This window comes from Haemophilus parainfluenzae (genome assembly GCF_003252725.1).
Taxonomy (GTDB): domain Bacteria; phylum Pseudomonadota; class Gammaproteobacteria; order Enterobacterales; family Pasteurellaceae; genus Haemophilus_D; species Haemophilus_D parainfluenzae_L.
Genome location: NZ_QEPO01000001.1, coordinates 144,988 through 168,399, shown reverse-complemented (window position 1 = coordinate 168,399; position 23,412 = coordinate 144,988). Strand labels below are relative to the sequence as shown.

General features: G+C 40.3%; 21 protein-coding genes. 13 read left to right on the top strand and 8 right to left on the bottom strand.

All coding sequences use genetic code 11. The features are described 5' to 3' along the window. The first annotated feature begins 17 nt into the window (after window positions 1-17). The 5 genes from napA to DPV85_RS00830 all read left to right on the top strand — a co-directional run bounded on the left by napA (window position 18) and on the right by DPV85_RS00830 (window position 5,516). Complete coding sequence (gene napA / locus DPV85_RS00850; RefSeq protein WP_111326450.1) at window positions 18-2,504, top strand: nitrate reductase catalytic subunit NapA; 2,487 nt, start codon at window positions 18-20, stop codon at window positions 2,502-2,504. Between the two features lie 116 nt (window positions 2,505-2,620). Then, window positions 2,621-3,526 carry a ferredoxin-type protein NapG gene (napG, locus tag DPV85_RS00845; protein ID WP_049365641.1) on the top strand — a complete coding sequence of 302 codons (906 nt, stop codon included), beginning with the start codon at window positions 2,621-2,623 and terminating at the stop codon, window positions 3,524-3,526. After that, on the top strand, window positions 3,526-4,416 hold the full coding sequence (napH, locus tag DPV85_RS00840; protein ID WP_049374997.1) for a quinol dehydrogenase ferredoxin subunit NapH: 891 nt from the start codon (window positions 3,526-3,528) through the stop codon (window positions 4,414-4,416). The genes napG and napH overlap by 1 nt, the downstream gene beginning before the upstream one ends. Window positions 4,417-4,437: 21 nt before the next feature. Next, the gene (locus DPV85_RS00835) at window positions 4,438-4,866 is read left to right on the top strand and encodes a nitrate reductase cytochrome c-type subunit (RefSeq protein ID WP_049356295.1); all 429 of its coding nucleotides are present in this window, start codon (window positions 4,438-4,440) and stop codon (window positions 4,864-4,866) included. Between the two features lie 11 nt (window positions 4,867-4,877). After that, window positions 4,878-5,516 (top strand): NapC/NirT family cytochrome c, encoded by a 639-nt coding sequence (locus DPV85_RS00830; protein WP_005696808.1) that lies wholly within the window; start codon window positions 4,878-4,880, stop codon window positions 5,514-5,516. 49 nt (window positions 5,517-5,565) lie between these two features. Here the strand turns inward: DPV85_RS00830 and gss are convergent, their stop codons facing one another. Together gss and DPV85_RS00820 are read right to left on the bottom strand one after the other, a co-directional pair. Beyond that, window positions 5,566-7,455 carry a bifunctional glutathionylspermidine amidase/synthase gene (gene gss / locus DPV85_RS00825; RefSeq protein WP_111326448.1) on the bottom strand — a complete coding sequence of 630 codons (1,890 nt, stop codon included), beginning with the start codon at window positions 7,453-7,455 and terminating at the stop codon, window positions 5,566-5,568. Between the two features lie 170 nt (window positions 7,456-7,625). After that, on the bottom strand, window positions 7,626-8,699 hold the full coding sequence (locus DPV85_RS00820; RefSeq protein WP_070775639.1) for a tRNA/rRNA methyltransferase: 1,074 nt from the start codon (window positions 8,697-8,699) through the stop codon (window positions 7,626-7,628). Window positions 8,700-8,848: 149 nt separating this feature from the next. Between DPV85_RS00820 and pssA the strand changes: the two genes are divergently transcribed. The 3 genes from pssA to bamJ all read left to right on the top strand — a co-directional run bounded on the left by pssA (window position 8,849) and on the right by bamJ (window position 11,864). Beyond that, window positions 8,849-10,216 (top strand): CDP-diacylglycerol--serine O-phosphatidyltransferase, encoded by a 1,368-nt coding sequence (pssA, locus tag DPV85_RS00815; RefSeq protein ID WP_070775638.1) that lies wholly within the window; start codon window positions 8,849-8,851, stop codon window positions 10,214-10,216. Window positions 10,217-10,340: 124 nt separating this feature from the next. Next, window positions 10,341-11,210 carry an archaetidylserine decarboxylase gene (asd, locus tag DPV85_RS00810; RefSeq protein ID WP_070775637.1) on the top strand — a complete coding sequence of 290 codons (870 nt, stop codon included), beginning with the start codon at window positions 10,341-10,343 and terminating at the stop codon, window positions 11,208-11,210. A 21-nt stretch (window positions 11,211-11,231) separates the two neighbouring features. Further along, window positions 11,232-11,864, top strand: a complete 633-nt coding sequence (gene bamJ, locus DPV85_RS00805) for a BamJ family beta-barrel-assembly machinery protein (protein WP_054419202.1) — start codon at window positions 11,232-11,234, stop codon at window positions 11,862-11,864. A gap of 36 nt (window positions 11,865-11,900) precedes the next feature. Here the strand turns inward: bamJ and DPV85_RS00800 are convergent, their stop codons facing one another. Both DPV85_RS00800 and proB read right to left on the bottom strand, forming a co-directional pair. Next, on the bottom strand, window positions 11,901-12,281 hold the full coding sequence (locus DPV85_RS00800) for a hypothetical protein (RefSeq protein WP_005696814.1): 381 nt from the start codon (window positions 12,279-12,281) through the stop codon (window positions 11,901-11,903). Between the two features lie 112 nt (window positions 12,282-12,393). Beyond that, on the bottom strand, window positions 12,394-13,503 hold the full coding sequence (gene proB / locus DPV85_RS00795) for a glutamate 5-kinase (RefSeq protein WP_049368896.1): 1,110 nt from the start codon (window positions 13,501-13,503) through the stop codon (window positions 12,394-12,396). Between the two features lie 141 nt (window positions 13,504-13,644). Here proB and folA point away from each other — a divergent pair, with 141 nt between their 5' ends. Beyond that, window positions 13,645-14,136: a type 3 dihydrofolate reductase gene (gene folA, locus DPV85_RS00790; protein WP_111326446.1), complete on the top strand. Its 492-nt coding sequence runs from the start codon at window positions 13,645-13,647 to the stop codon at window positions 14,134-14,136. Between the two features lie 85 nt (window positions 14,137-14,221). Here folA and pfkA read toward each other — a convergent pair whose 3' ends face one another. The 4 genes from pfkA to dprA all read right to left on the bottom strand — a co-directional run bounded on the left by pfkA (window position 14,222) and on the right by dprA (window position 17,839). After that, complete coding sequence (gene pfkA / locus DPV85_RS00785) at window positions 14,222-15,187, bottom strand: 6-phosphofructokinase (RefSeq protein WP_049373141.1); 966 nt, start codon at window positions 15,185-15,187, stop codon at window positions 14,222-14,224. 110 nt (window positions 15,188-15,297) lie between these two features. Then, complete coding sequence (locus tag DPV85_RS00780; RefSeq protein ID WP_111326444.1) at window positions 15,298-15,891, bottom strand: HI_0983 family protein; 594 nt, start codon at window positions 15,889-15,891, stop codon at window positions 15,298-15,300. Continuing rightward, window positions 15,884-16,660 carry a peroxide stress protein YaaA gene (gene yaaA / locus DPV85_RS00775; protein ID WP_111326442.1) on the bottom strand — a complete coding sequence of 259 codons (777 nt, stop codon included), beginning with the start codon at window positions 16,658-16,660 and terminating at the stop codon, window positions 15,884-15,886. Before yaaA ends, DPV85_RS00780 begins: the two co-directional genes overlap by 8 nt. Before the next feature lie 63 nt (window positions 16,661-16,723). Continuing rightward, window positions 16,724-17,839: a DNA-processing protein DprA gene (gene dprA, locus DPV85_RS00770; protein WP_111326440.1), complete on the bottom strand. Its 1,116-nt coding sequence runs from the start codon at window positions 17,837-17,839 to the stop codon at window positions 16,724-16,726. Between the two features lie 522 nt (window positions 17,840-18,361). Between dprA and leuA the strand changes: the two genes are divergently transcribed. The 4 genes from leuA (at window position 18,362) to leuD (ending at window position 23,254) form a co-directional block, all read left to right on the top strand. Then, window positions 18,362-19,909 carry a 2-isopropylmalate synthase gene (gene leuA / locus DPV85_RS00765; RefSeq protein ID WP_005696823.1) on the top strand — a complete coding sequence of 516 codons (1,548 nt, stop codon included), beginning with the start codon at window positions 18,362-18,364 and terminating at the stop codon, window positions 19,907-19,909. 168 nt (window positions 19,910-20,077) lie between these two features. Next, the gene (gene leuB, locus DPV85_RS00760) at window positions 20,078-21,154 is read left to right on the top strand and encodes a 3-isopropylmalate dehydrogenase (protein WP_111326438.1); all 1,077 of its coding nucleotides are present in this window, start codon (window positions 20,078-20,080) and stop codon (window positions 21,152-21,154) included. Window positions 21,155-21,231: 77 nt separating this feature from the next. Then, complete coding sequence (leuC, locus tag DPV85_RS00755; RefSeq protein ID WP_111304353.1) at window positions 21,232-22,641, top strand: 3-isopropylmalate dehydratase large subunit; 1,410 nt, start codon at window positions 21,232-21,234, stop codon at window positions 22,639-22,641. Between the two features lie 10 nt (window positions 22,642-22,651). Beyond that, entirely contained in the window at window positions 22,652-23,254 is a 603-nt protein-coding gene (leuD, locus tag DPV85_RS00750; protein ID WP_111326436.1) for a 3-isopropylmalate dehydratase small subunit, read from the top strand. Window positions 23,255-23,412 lie beyond the last annotated feature (158 nt).

Sequence of the window (23,412 nt, the reverse complement as noted above, 5' to 3'; positions counted from 1 at the left end):
AACGAGTGGGGAAAACTATGGAACTTAATCGTAGAGATTTTATGAAAGCCAATGCTGCGCTTGCAGCAGCAGCGGCTGCCGGTATGACCATCCCTGTTAAACAGGTTGATGCGGCAGAAGATATGGGCATCAAATGGGATAAAGCGCCATGTCGTTTCTGTGGTACAGGATGTAGCGTATTGGTAGGAACCAAAGATGGTCGAGTTGTCGCAACTCAAGGTGACCCAGATGCAGAGGTAAACCGTGGTTTAAACTGTATCAAAGGTTACTTCCTTTCTAAAATCATGTACGGTGCAGACCGTGTACAAACTCCGTTATTACGTATGAAAGATGGTAAATTCCATAAAGAAGGTGACTTTACACCCGTTTCTTGGGATCAAGCTTTCACTATCATGGCGGAAAAAATCAAAGACATCTTGAAGAAAAAAGAACCAAATGCTGTTGGAATGTTCTCTTCCGGTCAAACAACCATCTACGAAGGTTACGCAAAAGTAAAACTTTGGAAAGCTGGTTTCCGTTCTAATACTATCGACCCGAATGCTCGTCACTGTATGGCGTCTGCAGCAGTTGCGTTTATGCGTACATTCGGTATGGATGAACCAATGGGTTGCTATAACGATATCGAAAAAACTGATGCATTTGTGCTTTGGGGTTCAAACATGGCGGAAATGCACCCAATTTTATGGTCTCGTATTTCTGACCGTCGTCTTTCTTCTGATAATGTGAAAGTGGTGGTTATGTCAACATTCGAACACCGTTCGTTTGAATTAGCTGATGTGCCTATCGTGTTTAATCCACATTCAGACCTTGCAATCCTTAACTACATCGCAAACTACATTATCCAAAACGATAAAGTAAACTGGGATTTCGTTAATAAACATACTAAATTCAAACGTGGTGAAACTGATATCGGTTATGGTCTACGTCCAGAACACCCACTTGAAGTTGCAGCGAAAAACCGTAAAACTGCAGGTAAAATGTATGACTCTGACTTTGAAGAATTCAAGAAAATCGTTGCACCTTATACATTAGATGAAGCACACCGTATTTCTGGTGTACCAAAAGATCAGCTTGAAACTCTTGCGAAGATGTACGCAGATCCAGAACAAAACTTAGTATCTTACTGGACAATGGGCTTTAACCAACACACTCGTGGTGTATGGGTTAACCACATGATCTATAACGTACACTTATTAACCGGTAAAATTTCTAAACCAGGTTGTGGTCCGTTCTCATTAACTGGTCAACCTTCAGCTTGTGGTACAGCACGTGAAGTAGGTACTTTCGTTCACCGTTTACCAGCGGACATGGTAGTAACCAATCCAAAACACGTTGAAATTACAGAGAAAAAATGGAAATTACCAAAAGGCACCATCCCAACTGTACCTGGCTATCCAGCGGTACAACAAAGCCGTGCCTTAAAAGACGGTAAACTAAATTTCTTATGGCAAATGTCCACCAACAATATGCAAGGTGGTCCAAATATCAATGACGAAATTTTCCCTGGTTGGCGTAACCCTGAGAACTTTATCGTTGTTTCAGACCCTTACCCATCCGTTTCTGCGGTTGCAGCAGACTTAATTCTTCCAACTTGTATGTGGGTAGAAAAAGAAGGGGGCTACGGTAACGCTGAACGTCGTACTCAATTATGGCGTCAACAAGTGAAAGGCCCAGGTGAGTCTCGTTCTGACTTATGGCAAATTGTTGAATTTGCTAAATACTTCAAAACGGATGAAGTATGGGGTGAAGAATTATTAGCTCAAATGCCAGAATACCGTGGTAAAACCTTATACCAAGTACTTTTCGAAAATGGTGAAGTAAACAAATTTAAAGTACCAACCGATGTTCCGGGATACATCAATGATGAAGCAGATCACTTTGGTTACTACCTACAAAAAGGTTTATTCGAAGAATACGCTGACTTCGGTCGTGGACATGGTCATGACTTAGCACCATTTGATACTTATCACCAAGTACGTGGTTTACGTTGGCCGGTTGTTGACGGTAAAGAAACCTTATGGCGTTACCGTGAAGGCTTTGACCCGTATGTCAAACCAGGTGAAGATATCGCATTCTATGGCTATCCAGATAAAAAAGCGATTATTCTAGGTGTGCCTTATGAAGCACCTGCAGAATCACCAGATGAAGAATATCCATTATGGTTATGTACTGGTCGTGTACTTGAACACTGGCATACCGGTACCATGACTCGTCGTGTACCTGAATTACACCGTGCATTCCCAAACAACTTAGTTTGGATGCACCCTGCGGATGCGAAAAAATATGGCTTACGTCATGGGGATAAAGTGAAGTTAATCACTCGTCGTGGTGAAATGATCACTTACTTAGATACCCGTGGTCGTAACAAATGTCCTCAGGGCTTAATTTATACCACCTTCTTTGATGCGGGTCAGCTTGCGAACAAATTAACATTGGATGCAACCGATCCAATTTCAGGCGAAACCGACTTCAAAAAATGTGCGGTTAAAGTGGAAAAAGCGTAGGATTTTCCTTTCGTTTCTAGTCGCTCCTCTCTTTCAAGAGAGGGGAATTTAAAATAAGAGCGGTCAAATTTTGCAACATTTTTACAAAATCAGGCCGCTTATAAAAGGAAACGCAGATGAGACTTGATCCTAACCGTCGTCAGTTTTTAAAAAATGTGACAAGAACGGCTGCCGGAGTGTGTGGGGTTGGTATTATTCTTGGCTTACAGCAACAACAAGCTAAAGCTAAAGAAGGAATCGCCTTACGTCCACCTGGTGCTTTACCGGAAAAGGATTTCTTGGCAGCTTGTACCCGTTGCGGACAATGCGTCCAAGCGTGTCCATATGATATGTTGCATTTAGCTTCGCTGATTTCACCAATGGAAGCTGGCACACCTTATTTTATCGCTCGGGATAAACCTTGCGAAATGTGTCCGGATATTCCTTGTATGAATGCTTGCCCAAGTGGCGCATTAAGTGAGGAACTTAAAGACATCAATGATGCGAGAATGGGGTTAGCCGTATTGCTAGACCATGAAACTTGTCTTAACTGGCAAGGGTTGCGTTGTGATGTGTGTTACCGCGTTTGTCCATTAGTGGATAAAGCAATTACACTTGAACGTATCCACAATGATCGTACAGGGATTCATGCAAAGCTTATTCCAACTGTTCACTCTGATGCTTGCACCGGATGCGGTAAATGCGAACAAGCTTGTGTATTAGAAGAAGCGGCAATTAAAGTCTTACCGATGGATATCGCCAAAGGACTACTCGGTCGCCACTATCGCTTAGGCTGGAAAGAAAAACAAAATGCCGGAAAATCCTTAATTGAGGAGCAACATCCGGATGGCTTACGTCCAGCAATGGATGCTCGTATGCCGGAAGGCTCACATGAGCCGGTTTATCAGCCAATGCAAGTTCAACCGAACCAAAAAGTGGCAACACCAAACCGTGCAACAATGGATTATGTACCAAATCCAACAACAGTTCCGGAAGCAGAGCAATTCCCAAATCTGGACTTAAACATTAAGGGGGTTAAATAATGGCTGAAAAATATACCCCGAATAAGCCTAAAGATGCAGGCTTAGAAGCTCGCCAAAAACTCGGTTGGTGGCATGCTTATCGCTTTTTAATTCTACGTCGAATCAGTCAATTAAGTATTATTTTAATGTTCTTAAGTGGCCCAATTTGGCAAGTTTGGATTCTAAAAGGCAATTACAGCTCAAGCATGCTTTTGGATACTGTGCCATTGACAGATCCATTGATTACCGCTGAAAGTTTAGTGACAGGTTACCTACCAGAAATCACAACGATTATTGGTGCCTTAGTGATTGTCATATTCTACGCTATCGTTGCAAGCAAAGCCTTTTGTAGTTGGGTTTGCCCAATGAATATGGTAACAGATGCTGCAGCTTGGTTACGTAGAAAATTAGGTATTCGACAATCATTAAAAATTTCACGCCAACTTCGCTATGTGATTTTAGCCGTGATTTTAGTTGGTAGTGCAATAACGGGGACACTCTTATGGGAGTGGATAAACCCAGTCGCAGCACTTGGACGCATCTTTGTCTTTGGAACAGGCGCAACCCTTTGGTTGGTCACAGTCATCTTTTTATTTGACTTACTTGTTGCTGAGCATGGCTGGTGTGGTCACCTTTGTCCAATTGGTGCGATATATGGTGTCATTGGTGCTAAAAGCCTGATAAAAATTAATGTAGTCGATCGCGATCGCTGTGACCGTTGTATGGACTGTTATAATGTTTGCCCAGAACCGCAAGTATTAAGACTTCCTTTACACGGTGGACCTGAAGATAGCCAAATTATATTGGCAAAAGATTGTATTACTTGTGGACGCTGTATTGACGTTTGCGCAGAAAATGTATTTACATTTGGCTCTCGCTTTGAGAAACAAATAAAAATTAAAAATATTTAATTATTTAATGGAGTGGATTTCATGAAAAAATCATTTATTTTCATGCTGGCTTTATGTAGTGGATTGGCATTTGCCGATGCGCCGCAAGTTGCAAACAGCATTGATAAAACAGCAGAAAGTATTGCACCAGCATTTACGAATCCTTATAAAGATGTTGGTAATATTCCTGTAACCTTCCCTCACCAACCACCACTTGTTCCACACAGCATTCGTGGTTTACAAGTGACTAAGAATGCTAACCAATGTTTAGGCTGTCACTCTCCGGATGTTGCTCCAACAACGGGTGCACCTCGCGTACCTGAAAGCCATTTTTTAACACGTGATGGACAAAAAACAGAAGGCACTTCGCCACGTCGTTATTTCTGTTTACAATGCCACGTTCAACAAACTAACGTGAACCCAATTATCCAAAATAAATTTGAAACTATTCGTCAAATGCAAGGTAAATAAGGAGCTAAACCATGATTAAATCAAGCATTCAGAAAGTTTGCCGTTGGTTACGCTCTCCGAGCAAAATGGCAATTGGTGGGGTTATTTTATTAACTATCATTGGTACTATCGTTGGAACTAACCTGTTTAATGCTGGAATGGCGACAACTAATACAGAGCAATTCTGTTCAGACTGTCATACTAATGACGTTGTACCTGAGTACCAAGCGTCAATCCACTTTAGTAACCGTTCAGGTGTGAAAGCAATTTGTTCAGACTGTCACGTTCCACATGAATTTATTCCAAAAATGGTTCGTAAAATGCAGGCATCGACTGAAGTTTATGCTCACTTTACAGGTAAAGTCGATACTAAAGAAAAATTCGAAAAACATCGTTTAGAAATGGCTGAACGCGAATGGGCGCGTATGAAAGCGAATAACTCACAAGAGTGCCGTAACTGCCATAACTTCAATGACATGGACTTTACTCAACAAAAAACTGTGGCACAACAAATGCATGCACTTGCACAGGAACAAAACAAAACCTGTATCGATTGTCACAAAGGTATTGCACATAACCTTCCACACATGGAAAAAGTACAACAAAGCTTTATTCCAGCGGATATGTTAAAAGCAAATGAAAAACCTGCAGATAACAAAGATGCAAAATAATCTTATAGCAAAATAATAAATCGGCACTCATTGAGTGCCGATTTTGTTTTTATTTTTTAAGGAAATCTTTATCAGATAATACCCTTAACGGTTGCATATCACTATTTCCCATAATGACCAAACTCGGGTCTGAGCGTAAACAGCTACCACCATAATGCCCACCTACAGTAAAAGTACAGACCTGAACATATTGGTCTTCCACTTTTGGTAAACACCAAAGCTGTTGATAAATACTCTCCTGTTTACTAAAACGACCATCTTTACTATCAAGCACTGATTTACACTCACCAATTAATTTCACATTATCACCTCGGCGACCAGCAATTGGTTTTTGTGCGTAACCACTTTTAATCAGCTCAGGTGTCAATTCAAATCCTGCTTCTAGTAGATAACGATGGTTTGGGAATAATGACCACAATACTGGTAAGATCGCTTTATTACTTGGAATTGCCGTCCACAGTGGCTCATAAACTAGAACTTCTGGACGAAGTAACACATCAATCAACCGCACTTTATCTTCCGGATAGCCTGTACGAATTGGTGGTGCCACTTCCATGCCTGTTGCATCTTCACGAAGTTGCTCCAACATAGTTTCCCAGGCCCACGTTTTCCATACTGTTTTTACTTGGTTATCTTCATCATCAATCAAACGACCTCGACTATCCCAATGTAACCCCTCGGTCCCATGAATAATTTTGGCTTTAAATCCTGCTTGAACCAGTGCATTGCGCATAAATAATGCGTGATAATCTTCCTCATCATCGTGATCTTGCATAATATGAACAAGTGGCGTGGCTTCACTATGTTTCCAACAATCCGCTAATGCATTACGTAAGCCATCGGCAGGATTATCGCCTATATTCAATCCACCCTGAATTGCCCATCGATTCATAAACTCACCAGCTTCAGCGTGACAAGAAGCTGAATCTGCATTGTATTCATATACTTTCAATCCACGACTATCCATGCAGAAATCTAAACGCCCCGTAATAGTTTGATAACGGCGATTTTGCCAAGATAACCGTAAGCGAGGCCAAAGCAATTTAGGAATATTAAAATATTGTAATAACTTATCGTCTTTTAAGACTTTATCTGTGGCATGCAAATACATTAAATGCAATTCATTGGTTGCACGAATTAACTCATGTTGTGCTGTTTCAGATATCGTAAAATAGCGATATTGATCCGAATGGCTGACTTTATGCCCACCCATTGCTTTCACATATGCCGCTTCAAATTCGTTTTGCTCATTCAGCCATTTATGCTCAAACTGACCATTGTTTTCTATATGTTCAGCATGAATCTCAAGTTTCTCTTTTTCTGGTGTTGGCCGCGGCAGACTGTATTCGGTATCTTCTGTTTGGATCATCCAACCTAAAATTTCTGTATCATCAAAGGTATCATGCAGAAAATAACCACTTTCGGAAACCGTCATCGGTAATTCGCGAGTCCATTGCTGCCCACTTGGTAAGCGAGAGTGAATCACGTTTTGCTCGGCAATGCGAATTTTATCTTCTAATACCTCGGTAATGATCGCCACATGCCCCGTATGCTTAAATTCACCGCCCTCCTGCCAAATTAACAATGCACCTGCTTCAGGCTTACGTTTACAACCATTTGCAAAGGCTTGTAAAGGTAATAAGGCATCATTCACCACTTGACGTAAAAATCGTAAAGAAAAGATCTCGTAAGCCATTCCTACATCAGTAAATACCATGCCATGGTTGAGATAGAGATAGCGACGTGCAAACTCCACACACTGCCATTTATATCCCATATACTCTCGCCCTAAATAACTGCGAAAGGCGGCATCATCGGGATACTCTTTCTCATCTGCTGTATGATAATCGGATGAATAAATTGCAATGCCACCCGGCGCATAGCCTAATAAGCTCCCGAAAGGATCGTGTGTACTGATGTTTGCTGAACGTTCAGGCATAAAAACTCCCTATTAAATAACAACTAGAAGTAGTATAGATCTTTTGTCTGATTCCCCCCAAAGGCTTTTACAAGAAATATCAAAATTTGAAGCTCACACAATTTTGAAAAAGAAAAAGGGCTGATAGATGTCAGCCCCCAAAACAAACCTCAAAATAACCGCACTTAAGGTTATTTCACATACCAATGTGCTAATAAAATCCCTGTGTTTACTGCAATATTTAATCCGGTTTTTAATGGATTGCTTAAAGAAAGACGCACATTTACATCTTGTTTCTCACGAATATCATCCGTACTACCTTCGCTCAATACCAATGCGACTTTCTCTGCAAATTTGAGTTGTTCCAACGCAACGCCTTGTTTATTGGTTGATACATGAATAATCTGATAGCCAGCTTTGCGTAAGGCCTCTAAAGCGATTTCAGTACTTTCTGTTTCTAAAATACGAATATGCTCCATTCCGCCTTCAGCCACACGCATAGCAGCGGGCGCATAAAGCTGTTCAACTTGATTTGTCACCACATTTTTAATGCCGTAGAAGGCGCAAGTACGCACAACGCCACCTAGGTTTTGCGCATTATTGACTTGATCAAGCACGACTAAGCAGTCTTCTTGACGCGGCACATCTAAATAACCTTGCAAAGAAAAAGTTCGTTGTTTTTTCACTAACATACAAATGCCGCCATGATGCTCGGTACCACTCACTAAGCTCAACTCATCGTTATCTACCACGTGATACACTTTTTTATTTGCGGCTAAATAACTGAAAATCTCGCCAATTCGATGTGCCATTTGCACCGTTGCCCATACGCGAACAATGCTCTCCGGACGCTCAGCAAACAATTCTAAACACGCATTTTCACCATACACTTTCATTTCTTCAGCGCGGTTCTTTTTAATTTTCTCAGGTGCTCGTGGTGATAATGCGCCCGTTTTCTTTTCTTTCGGTTTATAACTCACGCCCGTACTTTTCACCGTTACTTTTACCGAGCCACTTTCTCCATTCGCTTTATTTAATGAAAGTTCAGCAATTTTCGGTTCTCTCACTTCTTGCTGTTGGAAGCCACGAGAAGGTTTACGATCATCCCGTTTTTTATCAAAGTGCGGTCGATTTCCCTCACGTTTTTCATTATTACGACGATCATCAAAGCGACGCTCTTTATCATTAAATGTTCGTTTTGGGCTACGCTCTTGAAAAGATTTGGTGGGGTTTGTTTGGAATGATGGTTTGCGTGAATTGCTCATAATTTGCTTCTCGAAGGAAAAATTGGATAATAATTCGCCAAAAAATGCGAAAATTTGTGAGCATTATAACGAAAAAAAACCTTTTTTCTATCAATCCACAAAGGAAATATTGTAAACTAGAGCATTAATTTTTAGTGTAGAGATAGATTATGTTAATCAATAAAGCTAAACGAGCAGAACAAAATTTAAAAAATTTACCTTTTCTTCCTTTACAGGCAGAGCAGGTTGAGTTTCTGTTTAGTCCGCTTGAATTCAAAGCACAAATTATAGAATTAATTCGCCAAGCTAAAAAACGTATTTACGTGACCGCGCTTTATTGGCAAAAAGATGAAGCAGGACAAGAAATTCTCAATGAGATTTATCGCGTAAAACAAGATCATCCAGAATTGGATGTGAAAATTTTAGTAGATTGGCATCGCGGACAACGCAATTTACTCGGTGCAGAAAAATCTGCCACTAACGCTGATTGGTATTGTGAACAACGCCAAACCTATCAACTTCCCGATGAACCCAATATGTTCTTCGGTGTGCCAATTAATACTCGCGAAGTCTTTGGTGTATTACATATTAAAGGCTTTGTGTTTGATGATACCGTGCTTTATAGCGGCGCAAGTATCAATAACGTGTATTTACAACAACAAGATAAATACCGCTACGACCGCTATCAAAAAATCCATAATGCTGCACTGGCAGACTCTATGGTTAATTTTATTAATGATTATTTATTGGATTTCAGTGCGGTACATCCATTAGATGTGGCTAATCGCCCTCGCACCAAAGAAATTCGTAGTGCAATAAAAGCTTATCGTAAAAACTTATCTGCCCATGCGGAATATCAATTGGAAAGTGCGGTTGGTTTTTCAGATGTTTTAACCATTTCACCTCTTTTTGGTTTAGGTGCATCAGGCAATGAATTAAACCAAGTTATTGAAGATTTATTCTTACAAGTTCAGGAAAAATTGGTGATTTGCACGCCTTATTTCAACTTCCCTCGCACGCTAAGAAGTAAACTTGCCCGCTTATTAGAACAAGGAAAACGTGTCGAAATTATCGTAGGTGATAAAGTTGCGAACGATTTCTATATCCCACCAGAGCAGCCATTTAAAATGGCAGGCGCATTGCCTTATTTATATGAAAGTAATCTTCGTCGTTTCTGCGAGAAATTTGATGCTTACATTAAAAACGGTCATTTAACGGTGCGTTTATGGAAAGATGGAGATAACACCTATCACCTCAAAGGTGTTTGGGTGGACAATCAGTATATTCTTTTAACAGGGAACAACCTAAATCCTCGCGCATGGCGTTTAGATGCGGAAAATGGATTATTAATCCACGATCCAAAACAAGAACTTCTGCCACAAGCGGAAAAAGAATTGTCGCACATCCGCCAACATACCAAAGTATTGCAAGATTATTCTGAATTAGAAGAATTAACGCAATATCCTGAACCGGTGCAAAAACTGTTGAAAAAATTTGCACGAATTCAAGCAGACAAATTAGTCAAAATGATTTTATAAACGTAAAAGAGGCCGACAAATGTCGGCTTCTTGCTTGTATCTTACGCAAAAACATCGACTAACATTGCACAAGTGAAATAAGTTGTTATAATCGCCCAACTTTTTAATCTTATCGGAGAAATCAATGAACCCAATTTCTTATTGGCAACGCCTAAAAGTTGCATTTCAATATGTGATGCCGCAAATCTATATGACACAAGCAGCAGGTTGGTTAGCTAAACAAAAATGGGGCGCCGTGACACATTTTGTGATTAAAGCGTTTGCAAAAAAATACAACATTGATATGAGCATTGCTGAAAAAGAAAAATTCAGTGATTACGCCAGTTTTAATGAATTCTTTATCCGTCCATTAAAGGAAAATGCACGACCAATTAACCAAAATCCAACCGCACTTTGTTGCCCTGCGGATGGCCGTGTAAGTGAATGTGGACACATTGAAGATGACTGCCTATTACAAGCAAAAGGTCACTTCTTCAGCTTAAATGATTTATTAGCGGAAGATAAAGATTTAACCGAGACCTTTAAAAATGGGGAATTCGTCACCACTTATTTATCACCACGTGATTATCACCGTGTACATATGCCATGTGATGGTACACTTCGCAAAATGATTTACGTGCCGGGTGATTTATTCTCCGTCAATCCGTTTTTAGCGAAACATGTGCCGAACCTCTTTGCACGTAATGAGCGTGTGATTTGTGTCTTTGATACTGAATTCGGTACTATGGTACAAATCTTAGTAGGTGCGACAATCACCGCAAGTATTGGCACTGTTTGGGCTGGCGTTATTAATCCGCCACGTCATAACGAAGTGAAAGTATGGACTTATGAAGGTGAAAGTGCGGTTAAATTAAGCAAAGGTCAAGAAATGGGTTGGTTCCAACTTGGTTCTACCGTGATTAATCTATTCCAAGCCGGCCAAGTGAAAATTGCCGATCATTTAAGTGTTGATGAACCTGTTCGCATGGGTGAAATCTTGGCATTGAAAAAATAGTTTTACAACAAAGGAAAAAACATGACAGCTCAAATTTTTGAACAAGTAAAATTAGAAAGTATTTCTGAAAAAGGCAGCTACGGTATCGGTTTACAAATCGGTCAGCAATTAGCTGATAGCCAAATGGATATTTCTGTTGAAGCGGTAGCAAAAGGTATTTTCGATGCGTTAAACCGTAATCAACCTGCATTAGAAATTAATGATTTAATGCATTCTGTTCAAGCACTTCAACAACAAGCGGCTGAAGCACAACAAGCGCAATTCAAAGCGATTGAAGAAGAAGGTAAAAAATTCTTAGAAGAAAACGCGAAAAAAGCAGGTGTAAACGTGACTGACAGCGGTTTACAATACGAAATTTTAACCGAAGGTAACGGAAACAAACCATCTGCAACTGATAAAGTACGTGTTCACTACACTGGTACATTACCAGATGGTACTGTATTCGATAGCTCTGTTGCTCGTGGTGCACCAGCTGAATTCCCAGTAAATGGCGTAATTCGTGGTTGGGTTGAAGCATTACAAATGATGCCTGTTGGTTCTAAATGGAAACTCACTATTCCACACGAACTTGCTTACGGTGAACGTGGTGCAGGTGCATCTATCCCACCATTCTCAACCTTAGTATTTGAAGTTGAATTACTCGATATCCTTTAAAAAGAAAAAGTGCGGTTAATTTTAACCGCACTTTTTTTATTCTTCTTCGTCTTCGCTATAACGATCATCATCGTCATAATCATAGGTTAAGAGAGCATCCTCATCATAACCCTCTATATCAATCTGAACGCCATTTGAGCCTGCATCAAAACCATTAAACCATGCGGTTCTCAGCTCTTCAGGTACACGTCGGCCACAATAATTAATTCGTTTATTCAATTGAGATTGGCTTTGCGCTTGGAAATCTTTTCCTACACGATAACCATCTAAATACCAGTCATCTTTATCATGACAAACCGTCGTATTTAAACGTTTTACGTGTTTGCTCACTGAAATTGGGCTACGATGTTTTACATAATAGCCCTGCGTACAAGCACTTAATAGCCCAACAGCTAAAACGGTCGCTATTAATCTCATGTTGTCTCCTTTTACTACTTAATATCGGGTTATTGCCCTTTTTATGGTTTTATAGACCAACAAAATAAAAGGAAGGTTCAGAAAATATAAGAGATCCGATTTCTATTTTAAGCTATAGCACAATCATGTCATCACGATGTAACGCAACTGCACCATACTCATAGCCAAGAATTTGTTCAATTTCTTGGGATTTTTTCCCTTTGATTAATTCCAACGCATCGCTGTTATAACGCGGCATACCGAGTGCAATCACTTTACCTGAGGTATTCTTAATTTTGACGACTTCACCACGTGAGAAACGCCCTTCCACAGCCGTAATCCCTGCAGGCAACAACGATTTATTCTGTACTAACATGGCATTTTCAGCACCCTCATCAATCGTCAGCATACCCGCTGATGGAGCTGCAAATAACCACTGTTTACGACTTTCGAGACGATCTGAATGATGTGCAATAAATTTCGTACCAATTGGTTTATCGTAGGCTAAATCCACAATCACATCAGGTCGGCTACCTGGTGCAATTATCGTTTCAATACCTGAACGCGTTGCCACATCTGCTGCAATAATTTTTGTACTCATCCCGCCAGTACCAAGGTTTGTACCACTACCGCCTGCAATCGAACGAATATGATCAGTAATTTGCTCAACCACTGGAATCAATTTCGCATCTGGATTTTTACGAGGATCGCTTTCGTATAAGCCTTGTTGATCCGTTAATAAGTAAAGTTGTTCTGCTTGCACTAAAATCGCAACTAACGCCGATAAGTTATCGTTATCCCCTACTTTAATCTCAGCCGTTGCTACCGCATCATTCTCGTTAATCACTGGAATAATGTGATTGTCCAACAGCGCATGTAATGTATCGCGCGCATTTAAAAAACGTTCACGGTCTTCAATATCGGCACGAGTTAATAAAATTTGTCCAATGTGAATATCATAAATCGCAAATAATTTTTCCCAGGCTTGAATAAGCTGGCTCTGCCCTACTGCAGCTAAAAGCTGCTTGGAAGCAATGGTTGGAGGAAGTTGAGGATGATTTAAATAATGTCGTCCTGCGGCAATCGCACCAGATGTCACAATCACGACACGGAAACCCGCTTGATGAAGTTGTGCAATCTGACGAACAATATCGACCATGTGAGGGGCATTTAATTTAGGTGAACCATGCGTTAATGTGCTAGTACCAAATTTTACGACGATTGTTTTGCGATTTGCCGACATAGTTTGTCCTCAGTGAAAAAATAGAAAAGTGCGGTTAAATTAGCACTAAAATTAATAAAAATCACGAAAAATCCAATCTTATATACAGATTTTGTGAATAGCTATGATATAATGCAAAAAAAGAAAAATAGGATAGAAAATATGACATTAAGTTTAATCGTTGCGACAACAAAAAATAACGTCATCGGAAAAGATAATCAAATGCCTTGGCACTTACCTGCCGATTTAGCCAGGTTTCGTAAAAACACTACGGGAAAACCGGTGATTATGGGCCGTAAAACTTTCGAAAGCATTGGTCGCCCACTACCGAAACGGACTAATATTGTCCTTTCACGCACGCCTTACGAACATGAAGGTGTCATCTGGAAAAATAGTTTTGAAAGTGCGGTCGATTTTGTCAAAGAATTTGATGAAATTATGTTGCTCGGCGGCGGAGAGTTATTTAAACAATATTTACCTAAAGCAGATAAATTGTACCTCACGCAAATTCAAGCAGACATTGACGGCGATACCTTCTTCCCTGAAATTAATTGGGCTGAATGGAACATCGAGTTTGAAGAATATCGCCAAGCTGATGAAGACAATCCCTATGATTGTCGTTTTTTAATTTTGCAGCGTAAGAGAAATACCTAAAAGCTTAATCTAAACAGATAAAAATAGGGCTAAAACAATGATTGCTTTAGCCCGATTTCTTTTATTTTAAATAACCTTACAAAGATTATTCTAAGCGTTTAGCCATTTCTAACCAATCTGCTTTAAATTCACGACGCATATTGTTGATTGCATCAATAATATCATGGTGAACTAATTTTTCATTTTGAATACCCACACAGTAGCCACCTTTACCTTGTAGCAATATATCTACCGCATATACGCCCATACGTGAAGCTAAAATACGGTCGAAGGCACAAGGCGAACCACCACGTTGAATATGGCCTAATACAGTTGCACGGGTTTCATGACCTACGCGAGCCTCAATCTCACGAGCGAGAGAATGAACGTCAGTGATTAACTCAGTAATCGCAATGATGGCGTGGCGTTTTCCACGAATAATACTGCGTTCAATTTGACGAATTAATTCTTCGCGGTTAAATTCCATTTCAGATGCCACAATATATTCACAACCACCGGCAATACCTGCAGAAATAGTCAAGTCACTACAGTGACGCCCCATAATTTCTACGATAGAAATACGTTGGTGAGAACTTGAGGTGTCTCGTAAACGGTCAATCGCATCAACGGCTGTTTGTAACGCTGTTTCGTAACCGATTGTGTAATCCGTACCAGCCACATCGTTATCAATTGTTCCTGGAATACCCACACAAGGGAAACCATGTTCTTCAGTAAGCAATTTTGCTCCCATGTAAGAACCGTCACCACCGATAACAACTAAAGCATCAATACCGTGAGAACGTAAAATTTCTGCACATTTTTCACGTACCGCAGGATCTTTAAATTCTGGGAAACGCGCAGAGCCTAAGAATGTACCTCCACGGTTAATAATATCTGATACACTATAACGATTTAACTGTTTGATTTTATTATTATATAAGCCTTGATAACCGTCATAAATCCCAAATACTTCAAGCCCTTCTGCAAGAGCTGCACGAACAACGCCACGGATGGCAGCATTCATACCTGGTGCATCACCACCGCTGGTTAATACAGCAATTTTTTTAATCATATTTACCTACTTTGAACTCTAAGAATAATTGGCGTCAAGATTACACCATCCATTATTTCTGCTCTAGAAAAATTTTTAAAATTTACGTGGAATTTGATCTAGTATAAGTTTTAGTGATGGAAATAACTTTCACATTTCCAAGAAAGATCGGCTTTTTGTAATGTCTTGCTTTCTTTCGCCACCAAATACTTTTGTAAATTTTTCACAATTTTTACTTTGTTTAAACGTTGAAATTTCTTACCTTGTTCCACTTTTTGGGAATATTGATATTGCACAAAGCCACAATGTGGCACATTTTTACCCTTAGCAATATCCACTTGCCAAGACGGATTTTGTTCTGTCGGAGCATAAATGACATAACCATTTAACTCTGTGGCAGGCTTTTTCGGATTCGTTGAATTTGCAAGAATTTTGAAATCTTTCACCCCTAAATTACGGTATACCTTCTCACGCAATGCTACGCGTTGCTCAATAGAACGGGATAAATCACGATCAAGCAACACTTCAATTTGAGACTGCCAATTTTCCAAGGTATCCGGCTCTGCAAGATAAACATAACGCGCAATCGTATCCAAATCTTGGCTTGCAGTAAGTTTATAAGTTTTGCCGTTGTACTCAATTTTTTCAGGAGTTTGAAGCTGACTCACTTTTGCCGCACAACCTGAGAGTAAAAGTGCGGTCAATATAACCAGGATTTTATTCATTGATATCTCGCTTAAATACAAATTCTTTTTCAGTAGAGGATGTCGCATCAAACCAATAACCACCAAGGTCAAACTCTTTCAGTTGTTCAACACGTTCCAAACGATTTTGAATGATAAAACGACACATTAAACCACGGGCTTTTTTCGCATAAAAGCTGACCACTTTGTATTTACCATTCTTATTATCTAAGAAAACAGGCTTTACAATTTGTGCGTTTAATTGGTTTTCTTTTACTGATTTATAGTATTCATCGGAAGCTAAATTGATCAAAACACAATCGCCTTGCTCATCAAGTGCCTGTTGCACGGATTGAGTGATAATGTTACCCCAAAAAGCATAAAGATCTTTCCCTTTGGGATTCGCTAACTTTGTGCCCATTTCCAAACGGTAAGGTTGCATTAAATCAAGGGGTTTAAGTAAACCATATAAACCAGAAAGCATACGTAAATGACGTTGCGCGAATTGTATATCTTCATCAGATAAACTATTAGCATCCAAACCAGTGTAAACATCACCTTTGAATGCCCAAATAGCTGCGCGTGAATTTTTTTCGTTGTGAGATTTTGTCCATTCAGCAAAGCGAGCCGTATTTAAGCCCGCAAGTTTATCGCTAATAGACATTAATGAAGAAAGATCTTGGGGAGATAATTGACGACAGATTTCAATCAGTTGCTCACTATAATCCGTCAAGTGCGGTTGAGAAACAGGCAGATTTCTGACCGCACTTTCAAAATCTAAGGTTTTTGCCGGGGAAATAATGGCTAACATAGGTTCTCCTTTCTAAAACTGGACCGTATCTTAGCACAGGATTGCCTCATCGCTCTACCCCGTTTATGCTATCCGCTTATAGAGTCCATTCTCATTGACGATTAAATCTTGTAACTCCAAATCTAATAACTGCACTAAAAGCAAATCCACCGGCAAATTCAATGCTGCAGATAAATCATCAAGACTTATCGGTGTATAAGTAATATATTGATAAAGTTCAGGATGACTCGGCTCCACTGTAGGCATTTTGGCAGTAAGTGGTTGAGCCACCGACTGATTGATTGGCGTATGTACTGGAGGCTGAAAAACAACGCTATGATTGAGGCTATCTAAAATATCTTTGACATTTTCCACCAACATCGCACCTTGCTTAATCAGTTTATGACAGCCCTGACTGTATTCACTTTGAATATTTCCTGGCAACGCAAAAATGTCACGATTTTGTTCTAAGGCATAACGCGCCGTAATCAATGAACCGCTTTTCTCTGTGGCCTCAATGACCAAAGTCCCCAATGAAAGCCCGCTGATAATGCGATTACGACGAGGAAAATTTTCAGCAATCGGTGCTTGCGTAGGGATAAATTCAGAAACTAACGCGCCGTTATTCTCGATAATTTGATCCGCTAATCGTCGGTGTTTAGCAGGATAAATATGCTCTAATCCACTGCCCAATACGGCAATAGTTTGCCCTTGAATATCGACCACCGCTTGATGACTAAATCCATCGATACCTAAAGCCAGCCCACTCGTCACCGTCAATCCTGCGAGAGAAAGCTCTGTCGCAAAATATTTTGCCCAATATTCACCGTAAGCCGAACAATAGCGGCTCCCAACCATGGCGATTTGCTGTGCAGAAAGTGCGATCAAATTGCCTTTCACAAATAATAAAGGCGGAAAACCACTAATTTGTTTAAGTAAAAAAGGATACCCATCTGAAAAACAGTGAATTAAATGATGCCCTTCTTTTTCAGTCCAACTCAAAGCGGGCTCAATGAATTTCATTTCAGGCTGAAACCAACGACGAATCTGCAAAGCATTCCAGCCCATTTGTTGAAATGCAACTTCATCATAATTTAATAAGTCTTCTATACCTGCATGGGTCAGAATTTGTTGAATCCGCACACTCCCCAATTTAGGCACTTGTGCCAACCGCAACAAAATCGACGTAAAATCGCTCATCTTTCTCTCCTTTAAAAAGTGAATTATGGCTAGATTGGTCTCAAAAAATGAAAGATTTGTCTTAATTTTGCGATTCAGATCGCAAAAAGAGAAAAAATTTTAGAAAAAATCTGCATACCAGAAACAAGGAATAAAACAGAACAAAAATGGCTTCTTAAAAGCCATTTTTAGAGATTAATTTCGAACAATGGTTTATATTTAGAGAAATAAACTTTTAAGATTATGTTGAGATATTCATTTTAGATATAAATCACTGATAAATGATTTGACAGCAAAATTTTTATCCGTAATATGGACAGCGTTTTACAGAATTTTTTACAGGATTATCTTTTTATGTACCAAGCTGTGTCTTTATCTCTCAACCTCCTGCTCTCACATTCTTTGTGCGGCTAAGTTGTGGATAAAAAACACCTTTATGTAAAAAATCTATTATCAACCCGCACTTTTAAAATTGCGGGTTTTTTCGTTTTAAAATCACGGTAAAAATGACCGCACTTTGAGTGATAAAAGAAGGAAAATACTATGACAGATCGCGTTATTATTTTTGATACCACCTTGCGTGATGGCGAACAAGCGTTAAAAGCAAGCTTAACCGTTAAAGAGAAATTACAGATTGCTTTAGCTCTTGAACGTCTAGGCGTGGATGTGATGGAAGTCGGTTTTCCAGTTTCTTCTCAAGGTGATTTTGAATCCGTTCAAACCATTGCACGCCATATCAAAAATAGTCGTGTTGCGGCACTTTCCCGTGCGGTAATTAAAGATATTGATGCTGCAGCTGAAGCCTTAAAAGTGGCAGAAGCGTTTCGTATCCATACATTTATTGCAGTTTCAGCATTACACGTTGAAGCCAAATTAAAACGTACCTTTGACGATGTGGTTGAAATGGCGGTAGCCGCAGTAAAACATGCACGTAATTATACTGATGATGTAGAATTTTCTTGCGAAGATGCAGGCCGTACCGGTATCGACAATATTTGTCGTATTGTTGAAGCGGCAATTAATGCAGGTGCAACAACTGTAAATATTCCTGACACTGTTGGTTTCTGCTTACCTAATCAATTCGGCAATATTATTGCTGAAGTACGTAACCGCGTACCAAATATCGATAAAGCTGTGATTTCCGTACATTGCCACAATGACTTGGGTATGGCAACGGCTAACTCCTTAACCGCTGTACAAAATGGTGCACGCCAAATTGAATGTACTATCAACGGCATTGGTGAACGTGCGGGTAATACCTCACTTGAAGAAGTGGTAATGGCAATGAAAGTTCGCCAAGAATTCATGGGCGTGGATACACGTATCAACACACAAGAAATTCATCGTGTCAGCCAAATGGTGAGCCAACTTTGTAATATGCCAATCCAACCGAATAAAGCGATTGTAGGTTCAAATGCTTTCGCACATTCATCCGGTATTCACCAAGATGGTATGTTAAAAAACCAAAATACCTACGAAATCATGTCGCCAGAAACTATCGGCTTGAAGAAAGAGAAATTGAACTTAACCGCCCGTTCAGGTCGCGCAGCAGTAAAAGGCCATATGGCAGATATGGGCTACACCGAACAAGATTACGATTTAGACAAATTGTATGAAGCATTCTTAAAATTGGCAGACAAAAAAGGCCAAGTATTCGATTATGACTTAGAAGCTTTAGCCTTTATCGATATGCAACAAGGTGATGAAGATCGTTTAGTGTTAGATAAACTTTCTGCACACTCCACTAAAGAGTATCCAGCAACTGCGTTTGTTCAAGTGGAATTGGATGGTAAAAAATTAAGCACCTCTTCTATCGGTGGTAATGGTCCGGTTGATGCAGTTTACAATGCGATCTTGAATTTAACCGGCTTAGATATCAAAATGTCCCACTATAACTTAACTGCAAAAGGCGAAGGTGCTGAAGCCTTAGGTCAGGTGGATATCGTGGTTGAACACGAAGGCCGTAAATTCCACGGTGTTGGTTTAGCAACAGACATCGTTGAATCTTCCGCACTTGCTTTAGTTCATGCAATTAATGCGATTTATCGTGCGCATAAAGTCGCCGATATTAAAAGCCACAAACATCATTAATTAATTGAGTCCCCCTCTTTAGCAAAGAGGGGTTAGGGGAGATTTGGCAGAAGCAACATCAACCTCTGCGGTAAATTTTATATCGTTAAAATCTCCCCCCAGCCCCTCTTTACAAAAGAGGGGAGAAAATTAACCGCACTTTGGTGTGACTGAAATAGGAAAAACAATATGCAATCATATAACATCGCTGTTCTACCGGGAGACGGTATTGGTCCAGAAGTGATGGCTGAAGCCATTAAAGTATTAAACAAAGTCCAAGAAAAATTTGGTTTCAAACTTAACTTTAACGAGTTTTATGTGGGTGGTGCTGCAATTGATCATTGTGGTTGCCCATTACCGGCAGAAACCTTAAAAGGTTGTGATGAGGCTGATGCGATTTTGTTTGGCTCTGTAGGTGGCCCAAAATGGACAAATTTACCACCGGATCAACAACCTGAACGCGGTGCATTATTACCATTGCGTAAACATTTCAAATTATTCTGCAATCTTCGCCCTGCTACCCTTTATAAAGGACTCGAAAAATTCTGTCCATTACGTGCAGATATTGCAGCGAAAGGGTTTGATATGGTGGTTGTGCGTGAATTAACTGGCGGGATTTATTTCGGTCAGCCTAAAGGTCGTGAAGGCGAAGGTGCACAAACCAAAGCATTCGATACCGAAGTTTATTACAAATATGAAATCGAACGCATTGCTCGTGCGGCTTTTGATGCGGCAATGAAACGTCGTAAACACGTGACTTCCGTGGATAAAGCTAACGTACTACAAGCCTCAATCTTATGGCGTGAAACCGTGACTGAAGTGGCAAAAGACTACCCTGAAGTCACTTTAGATCACATTTATATCGACAACGCGACCATGCAATTAATCAAAGCACCTGAGTCTTTCGATGTGCTCCTCTGCTCTAACATTTTCGGCGATATTATTTCTGATGAAGCGGCGATGATCACGGGTTCTATGGGAATGTTACCATCTGCTAGCTTAAATGAAGAAGGTTTCGGCTTATATGAACCGGCTGGCGGTTCTGCACCGGATATCGCAGGTAAAGGCATTGCCAATCCAATCGCACAAATTCTTTCTGCAGCAATGATGTTGCGTTATAGCTTCAACTTAAATGATGCGGCAGATGCGATTGAAAATGCCGTGCAAAAAGTCTTAGCAAATGGTCACCGTACGGGTGATTTAACCGATGATTCTGCACCTGTTTCAACGGCAGAAATGGGTACATTAATCGCTAACGCAATCTAATAAAAACAATTAAAGTGCGGTTTAAAAACACCCTAAAATTTGACCGCACTTGCTACCCTAACGAATTGAGAAAAATTATGGCAAAAACTCTTTACGAAAAATTATTCGATGCCCACGTGGTATATGAAGCTGAAGGCGAAACGCCGATTTTGTATATTAACCGTCATTTAATCCATGAAGTGACCAGCCCACAAGCCTTTGATGGTTTACGTGTGGCAGGCCGCCAAGTACGTCAAGTCAGTAAAACGTTCGGTACCATGGATCACAGTATTTCTACCCAAGTACGTGATGTGAACAAACTTGAAGGCCAAGCGAAAATTCAAGTATTGGAACTCGCTAAAAACACAAAAGCGACCGGTATTCAATTATTCGATATGACCACAAAAGAACAAGGTATTGTGCATGTCATGGGGCCTGAACAAGGTTTAACCTTACCAGGCATGACTATCGTTTGTGGTGACTCTCATACCGCCACCCACGGGGCATTCGGAGCCTTGGCATTTGGTATCGGGACATCCGAAGTCGAACATGTATTAGCCACCCAAACCTTAAAACAAGCTCGTGCGAAAAATATGAAAATTGAAGTGCGTGGCAAAGTGGCGCCAGGCATTACCGCAAAAGACATTATTCTTGCCATTATCGGTAAAACTACCATGGCGGGCGGTACAGGCCATGTAGTGGAATTCTGCGGTGAAGCCATTCGTGACCTTTCCATGGAAGGCCGTATGACCGTTTGTAATATGGCGATTGAAATGGGGGCAAAAGCAGGTTTAATCGCACCAGATGAAACCACTTTCGAATACTTAAAAGGCCGTCCACATGCACCGAAAGGTAAAGATTGGGATGATGCCGTTGCTTATTGGAAAACCTTAAAATCCGATGATGATGCGAAATTTGACACGGTCATCACGTTAGAAGCCAAAGATATTGCACCACAGGTAACTTGGGGAACAAACCCAGGCCAAGTAATCGGTATCGATCAGCCTGTGCCAAACCCAGCAGAAATGACCGATCCGGTGACTCGTGCTTCAGCAGAAAAAGCATTGAATTATATTGGCTTAGACGCTAACGCTGATTTAAAAGAAATTCCAGTAGATCAAGTGTTTATCGGTTCTTGTACTAATGCTCGTATCGAAGATCTACGTGCCGCTGCTGCTGTCATGAAAGGCCGTAAAAAAGCCGATAACGTAAAACGTATTTTAGTCGTGCCAGGTTCCGGATTAGTGAAAGAACAAGCAGAAAAAGAAGGCTTGGATAAAATCTTTATCGAAGCGGGTGCTGAATGGCGTAATCCTGGCTGCTCAATGTGCTTAGGGATGAACGATGACCGTTTAGGTGAATGGGAACGTTGTGCTTCTACATCAAACCGTAACTTTGAAGGTCGCCAAGGCCGTAATGGTCGCACTCACTTGGTGAGCCCTGCCATGGCTGCCGCAGCGGGAATGTTCGGTAAATTCGTTGATATTCGTGACGTCACATTAAACTAAGGAGCAGAAAATGGCAGGATTTAAACAAATTTCAGGCTTAGTAGTGCCATTGGATGCGGCAAACGTGGACACGGATGCGATTATTCCAAAACAATTTTTACAAGCCATTACCCGCGTAGGTTTCGGCAAACACTTATTCCATGAATGGCGTTATTTGGATGTAGAAGGCACTAAACCAAATCCAGATTTCGTGCTGAATTATCCAAAATATCAAGGCGCGACTATTTTATTAGCGCGTAAAAACCTTGGTTGCGGTTCTTCTCGTGAACATGCACCTTGGGCGTTAGCCGATTACGGTTTCAAAGTGATGATCGCACCAAGTTTTGCGGATATTTTCTACAACAACAGCTTAAATAACCACATGTTACCGATTCGTTTAAGCGAAGAGGAAGTGGAAGAGATCTTCCAATGGGTATGGTCAAATGAAGGCAAACAAATCCATGTGGATTTAGAAGCGATGACGGTCACTGTAGGTGACAAAGTCTATCACTTTGAACTGGATGAATTCCGCCGTCATTGTTTGTTAAACGGCTTGGATAACATCGGTTTGACGTTACAACATGAAGATGCCATCAGTGAATACGAAAAAAATATTCCAGTATTTTTACGTTAATCTGTTTTTTTACTCGGACAGCAAATATTGCTAACCATTCGGCGGACAATTTGTCCGCCTTTCTTTTTGAAAACATTCCATTTTTTTACCGCACTTTCTCCCCTTTTATTTGACAGTATCCATGCTTATCCCTATTATTCCGACCAATATTGATTGAT

Excerpts from the sequence above, each read along its gene's own strand:
- napA (WP_111326450.1), top strand. The coding sequence starts at position 18 with ATGGAACTTAATCGTAGAGATTTTATGAAAGCCAATGCTGCGCTTGCA.
- napG (WP_049365641.1), top strand. The coding sequence starts at position 2,621 with ATGAGACTTGATCCTAACCGTCGTCAGTTTTTAAAAAATGTGACAAGA.
- napH (WP_049374997.1), top strand. The coding sequence starts at position 3,526 with ATGGCTGAAAAATATACCCCGAATAAGCCTAAAGATGCAGGCTTAGAA.
- DPV85_RS00835 (WP_049356295.1), top strand. The coding sequence starts at position 4,438 with ATGAAAAAATCATTTATTTTCATGCTGGCTTTATGTAGTGGATTGGCA.
- DPV85_RS00830 (WP_005696808.1), top strand. The coding sequence starts at position 4,878 with ATGATTAAATCAAGCATTCAGAAAGTTTGCCGTTGGTTACGCTCTCCG.
- gss (WP_111326448.1), bottom strand. The coding sequence starts at position 7,455 with ATGCCTGAACGTTCAGCAAACATCAGTACACACGATCCTTTCGGGAGC.
- DPV85_RS00820 (WP_070775639.1), bottom strand. The coding sequence starts at position 8,699 with ATGAGCAATTCACGCAAACCATCATTCCAAACAAACCCCACCAAATCT.
- pssA (WP_070775638.1), top strand. The coding sequence starts at position 8,849 with ATGTTAATCAATAAAGCTAAACGAGCAGAACAAAATTTAAAAAATTTA.
- asd (WP_070775637.1), top strand. The coding sequence starts at position 10,341 with ATGAACCCAATTTCTTATTGGCAACGCCTAAAAGTTGCATTTCAATAT.
- bamJ (WP_054419202.1), top strand. The coding sequence starts at position 11,232 with ATGACAGCTCAAATTTTTGAACAAGTAAAATTAGAAAGTATTTCTGAA.
- DPV85_RS00800 (WP_005696814.1), bottom strand. The coding sequence starts at position 12,281 with ATGAGATTAATAGCGACCGTTTTAGCTGTTGGGCTATTAAGTGCTTGT.
- proB (WP_049368896.1), bottom strand. The coding sequence starts at position 13,503 with ATGTCGGCAAATCGCAAAACAATCGTCGTAAAATTTGGTACTAGCACA.
- folA (WP_111326446.1), top strand. The coding sequence starts at position 13,645 with ATGACATTAAGTTTAATCGTTGCGACAACAAAAAATAACGTCATCGGA.
- pfkA (WP_049373141.1), bottom strand. The coding sequence starts at position 15,187 with ATGATTAAAAAAATTGCTGTATTAACCAGCGGTGGTGATGCACCAGGT.
- DPV85_RS00780 (WP_111326444.1), bottom strand. The coding sequence starts at position 15,891 with ATGAATAAAATCCTGGTTATATTGACCGCACTTTTACTCTCAGGTTGT.
- yaaA (WP_111326442.1), bottom strand. The coding sequence starts at position 16,660 with ATGTTAGCCATTATTTCCCCGGCAAAAACCTTAGATTTTGAAAGTGCG.
- dprA (WP_111326440.1), bottom strand. The coding sequence starts at position 17,839 with ATGAGCGATTTTACGTCGATTTTGTTGCGGTTGGCACAAGTGCCTAAA.
- leuA (WP_005696823.1), top strand. The coding sequence starts at position 18,362 with ATGACAGATCGCGTTATTATTTTTGATACCACCTTGCGTGATGGCGAA.
- leuB (WP_111326438.1), top strand. The coding sequence starts at position 20,078 with ATGCAATCATATAACATCGCTGTTCTACCGGGAGACGGTATTGGTCCA.
- leuC (WP_111304353.1), top strand. The coding sequence starts at position 21,232 with ATGGCAAAAACTCTTTACGAAAAATTATTCGATGCCCACGTGGTATAT.
- leuD (WP_111326436.1), top strand. The coding sequence starts at position 22,652 with ATGGCAGGATTTAAACAAATTTCAGGCTTAGTAGTGCCATTGGATGCG.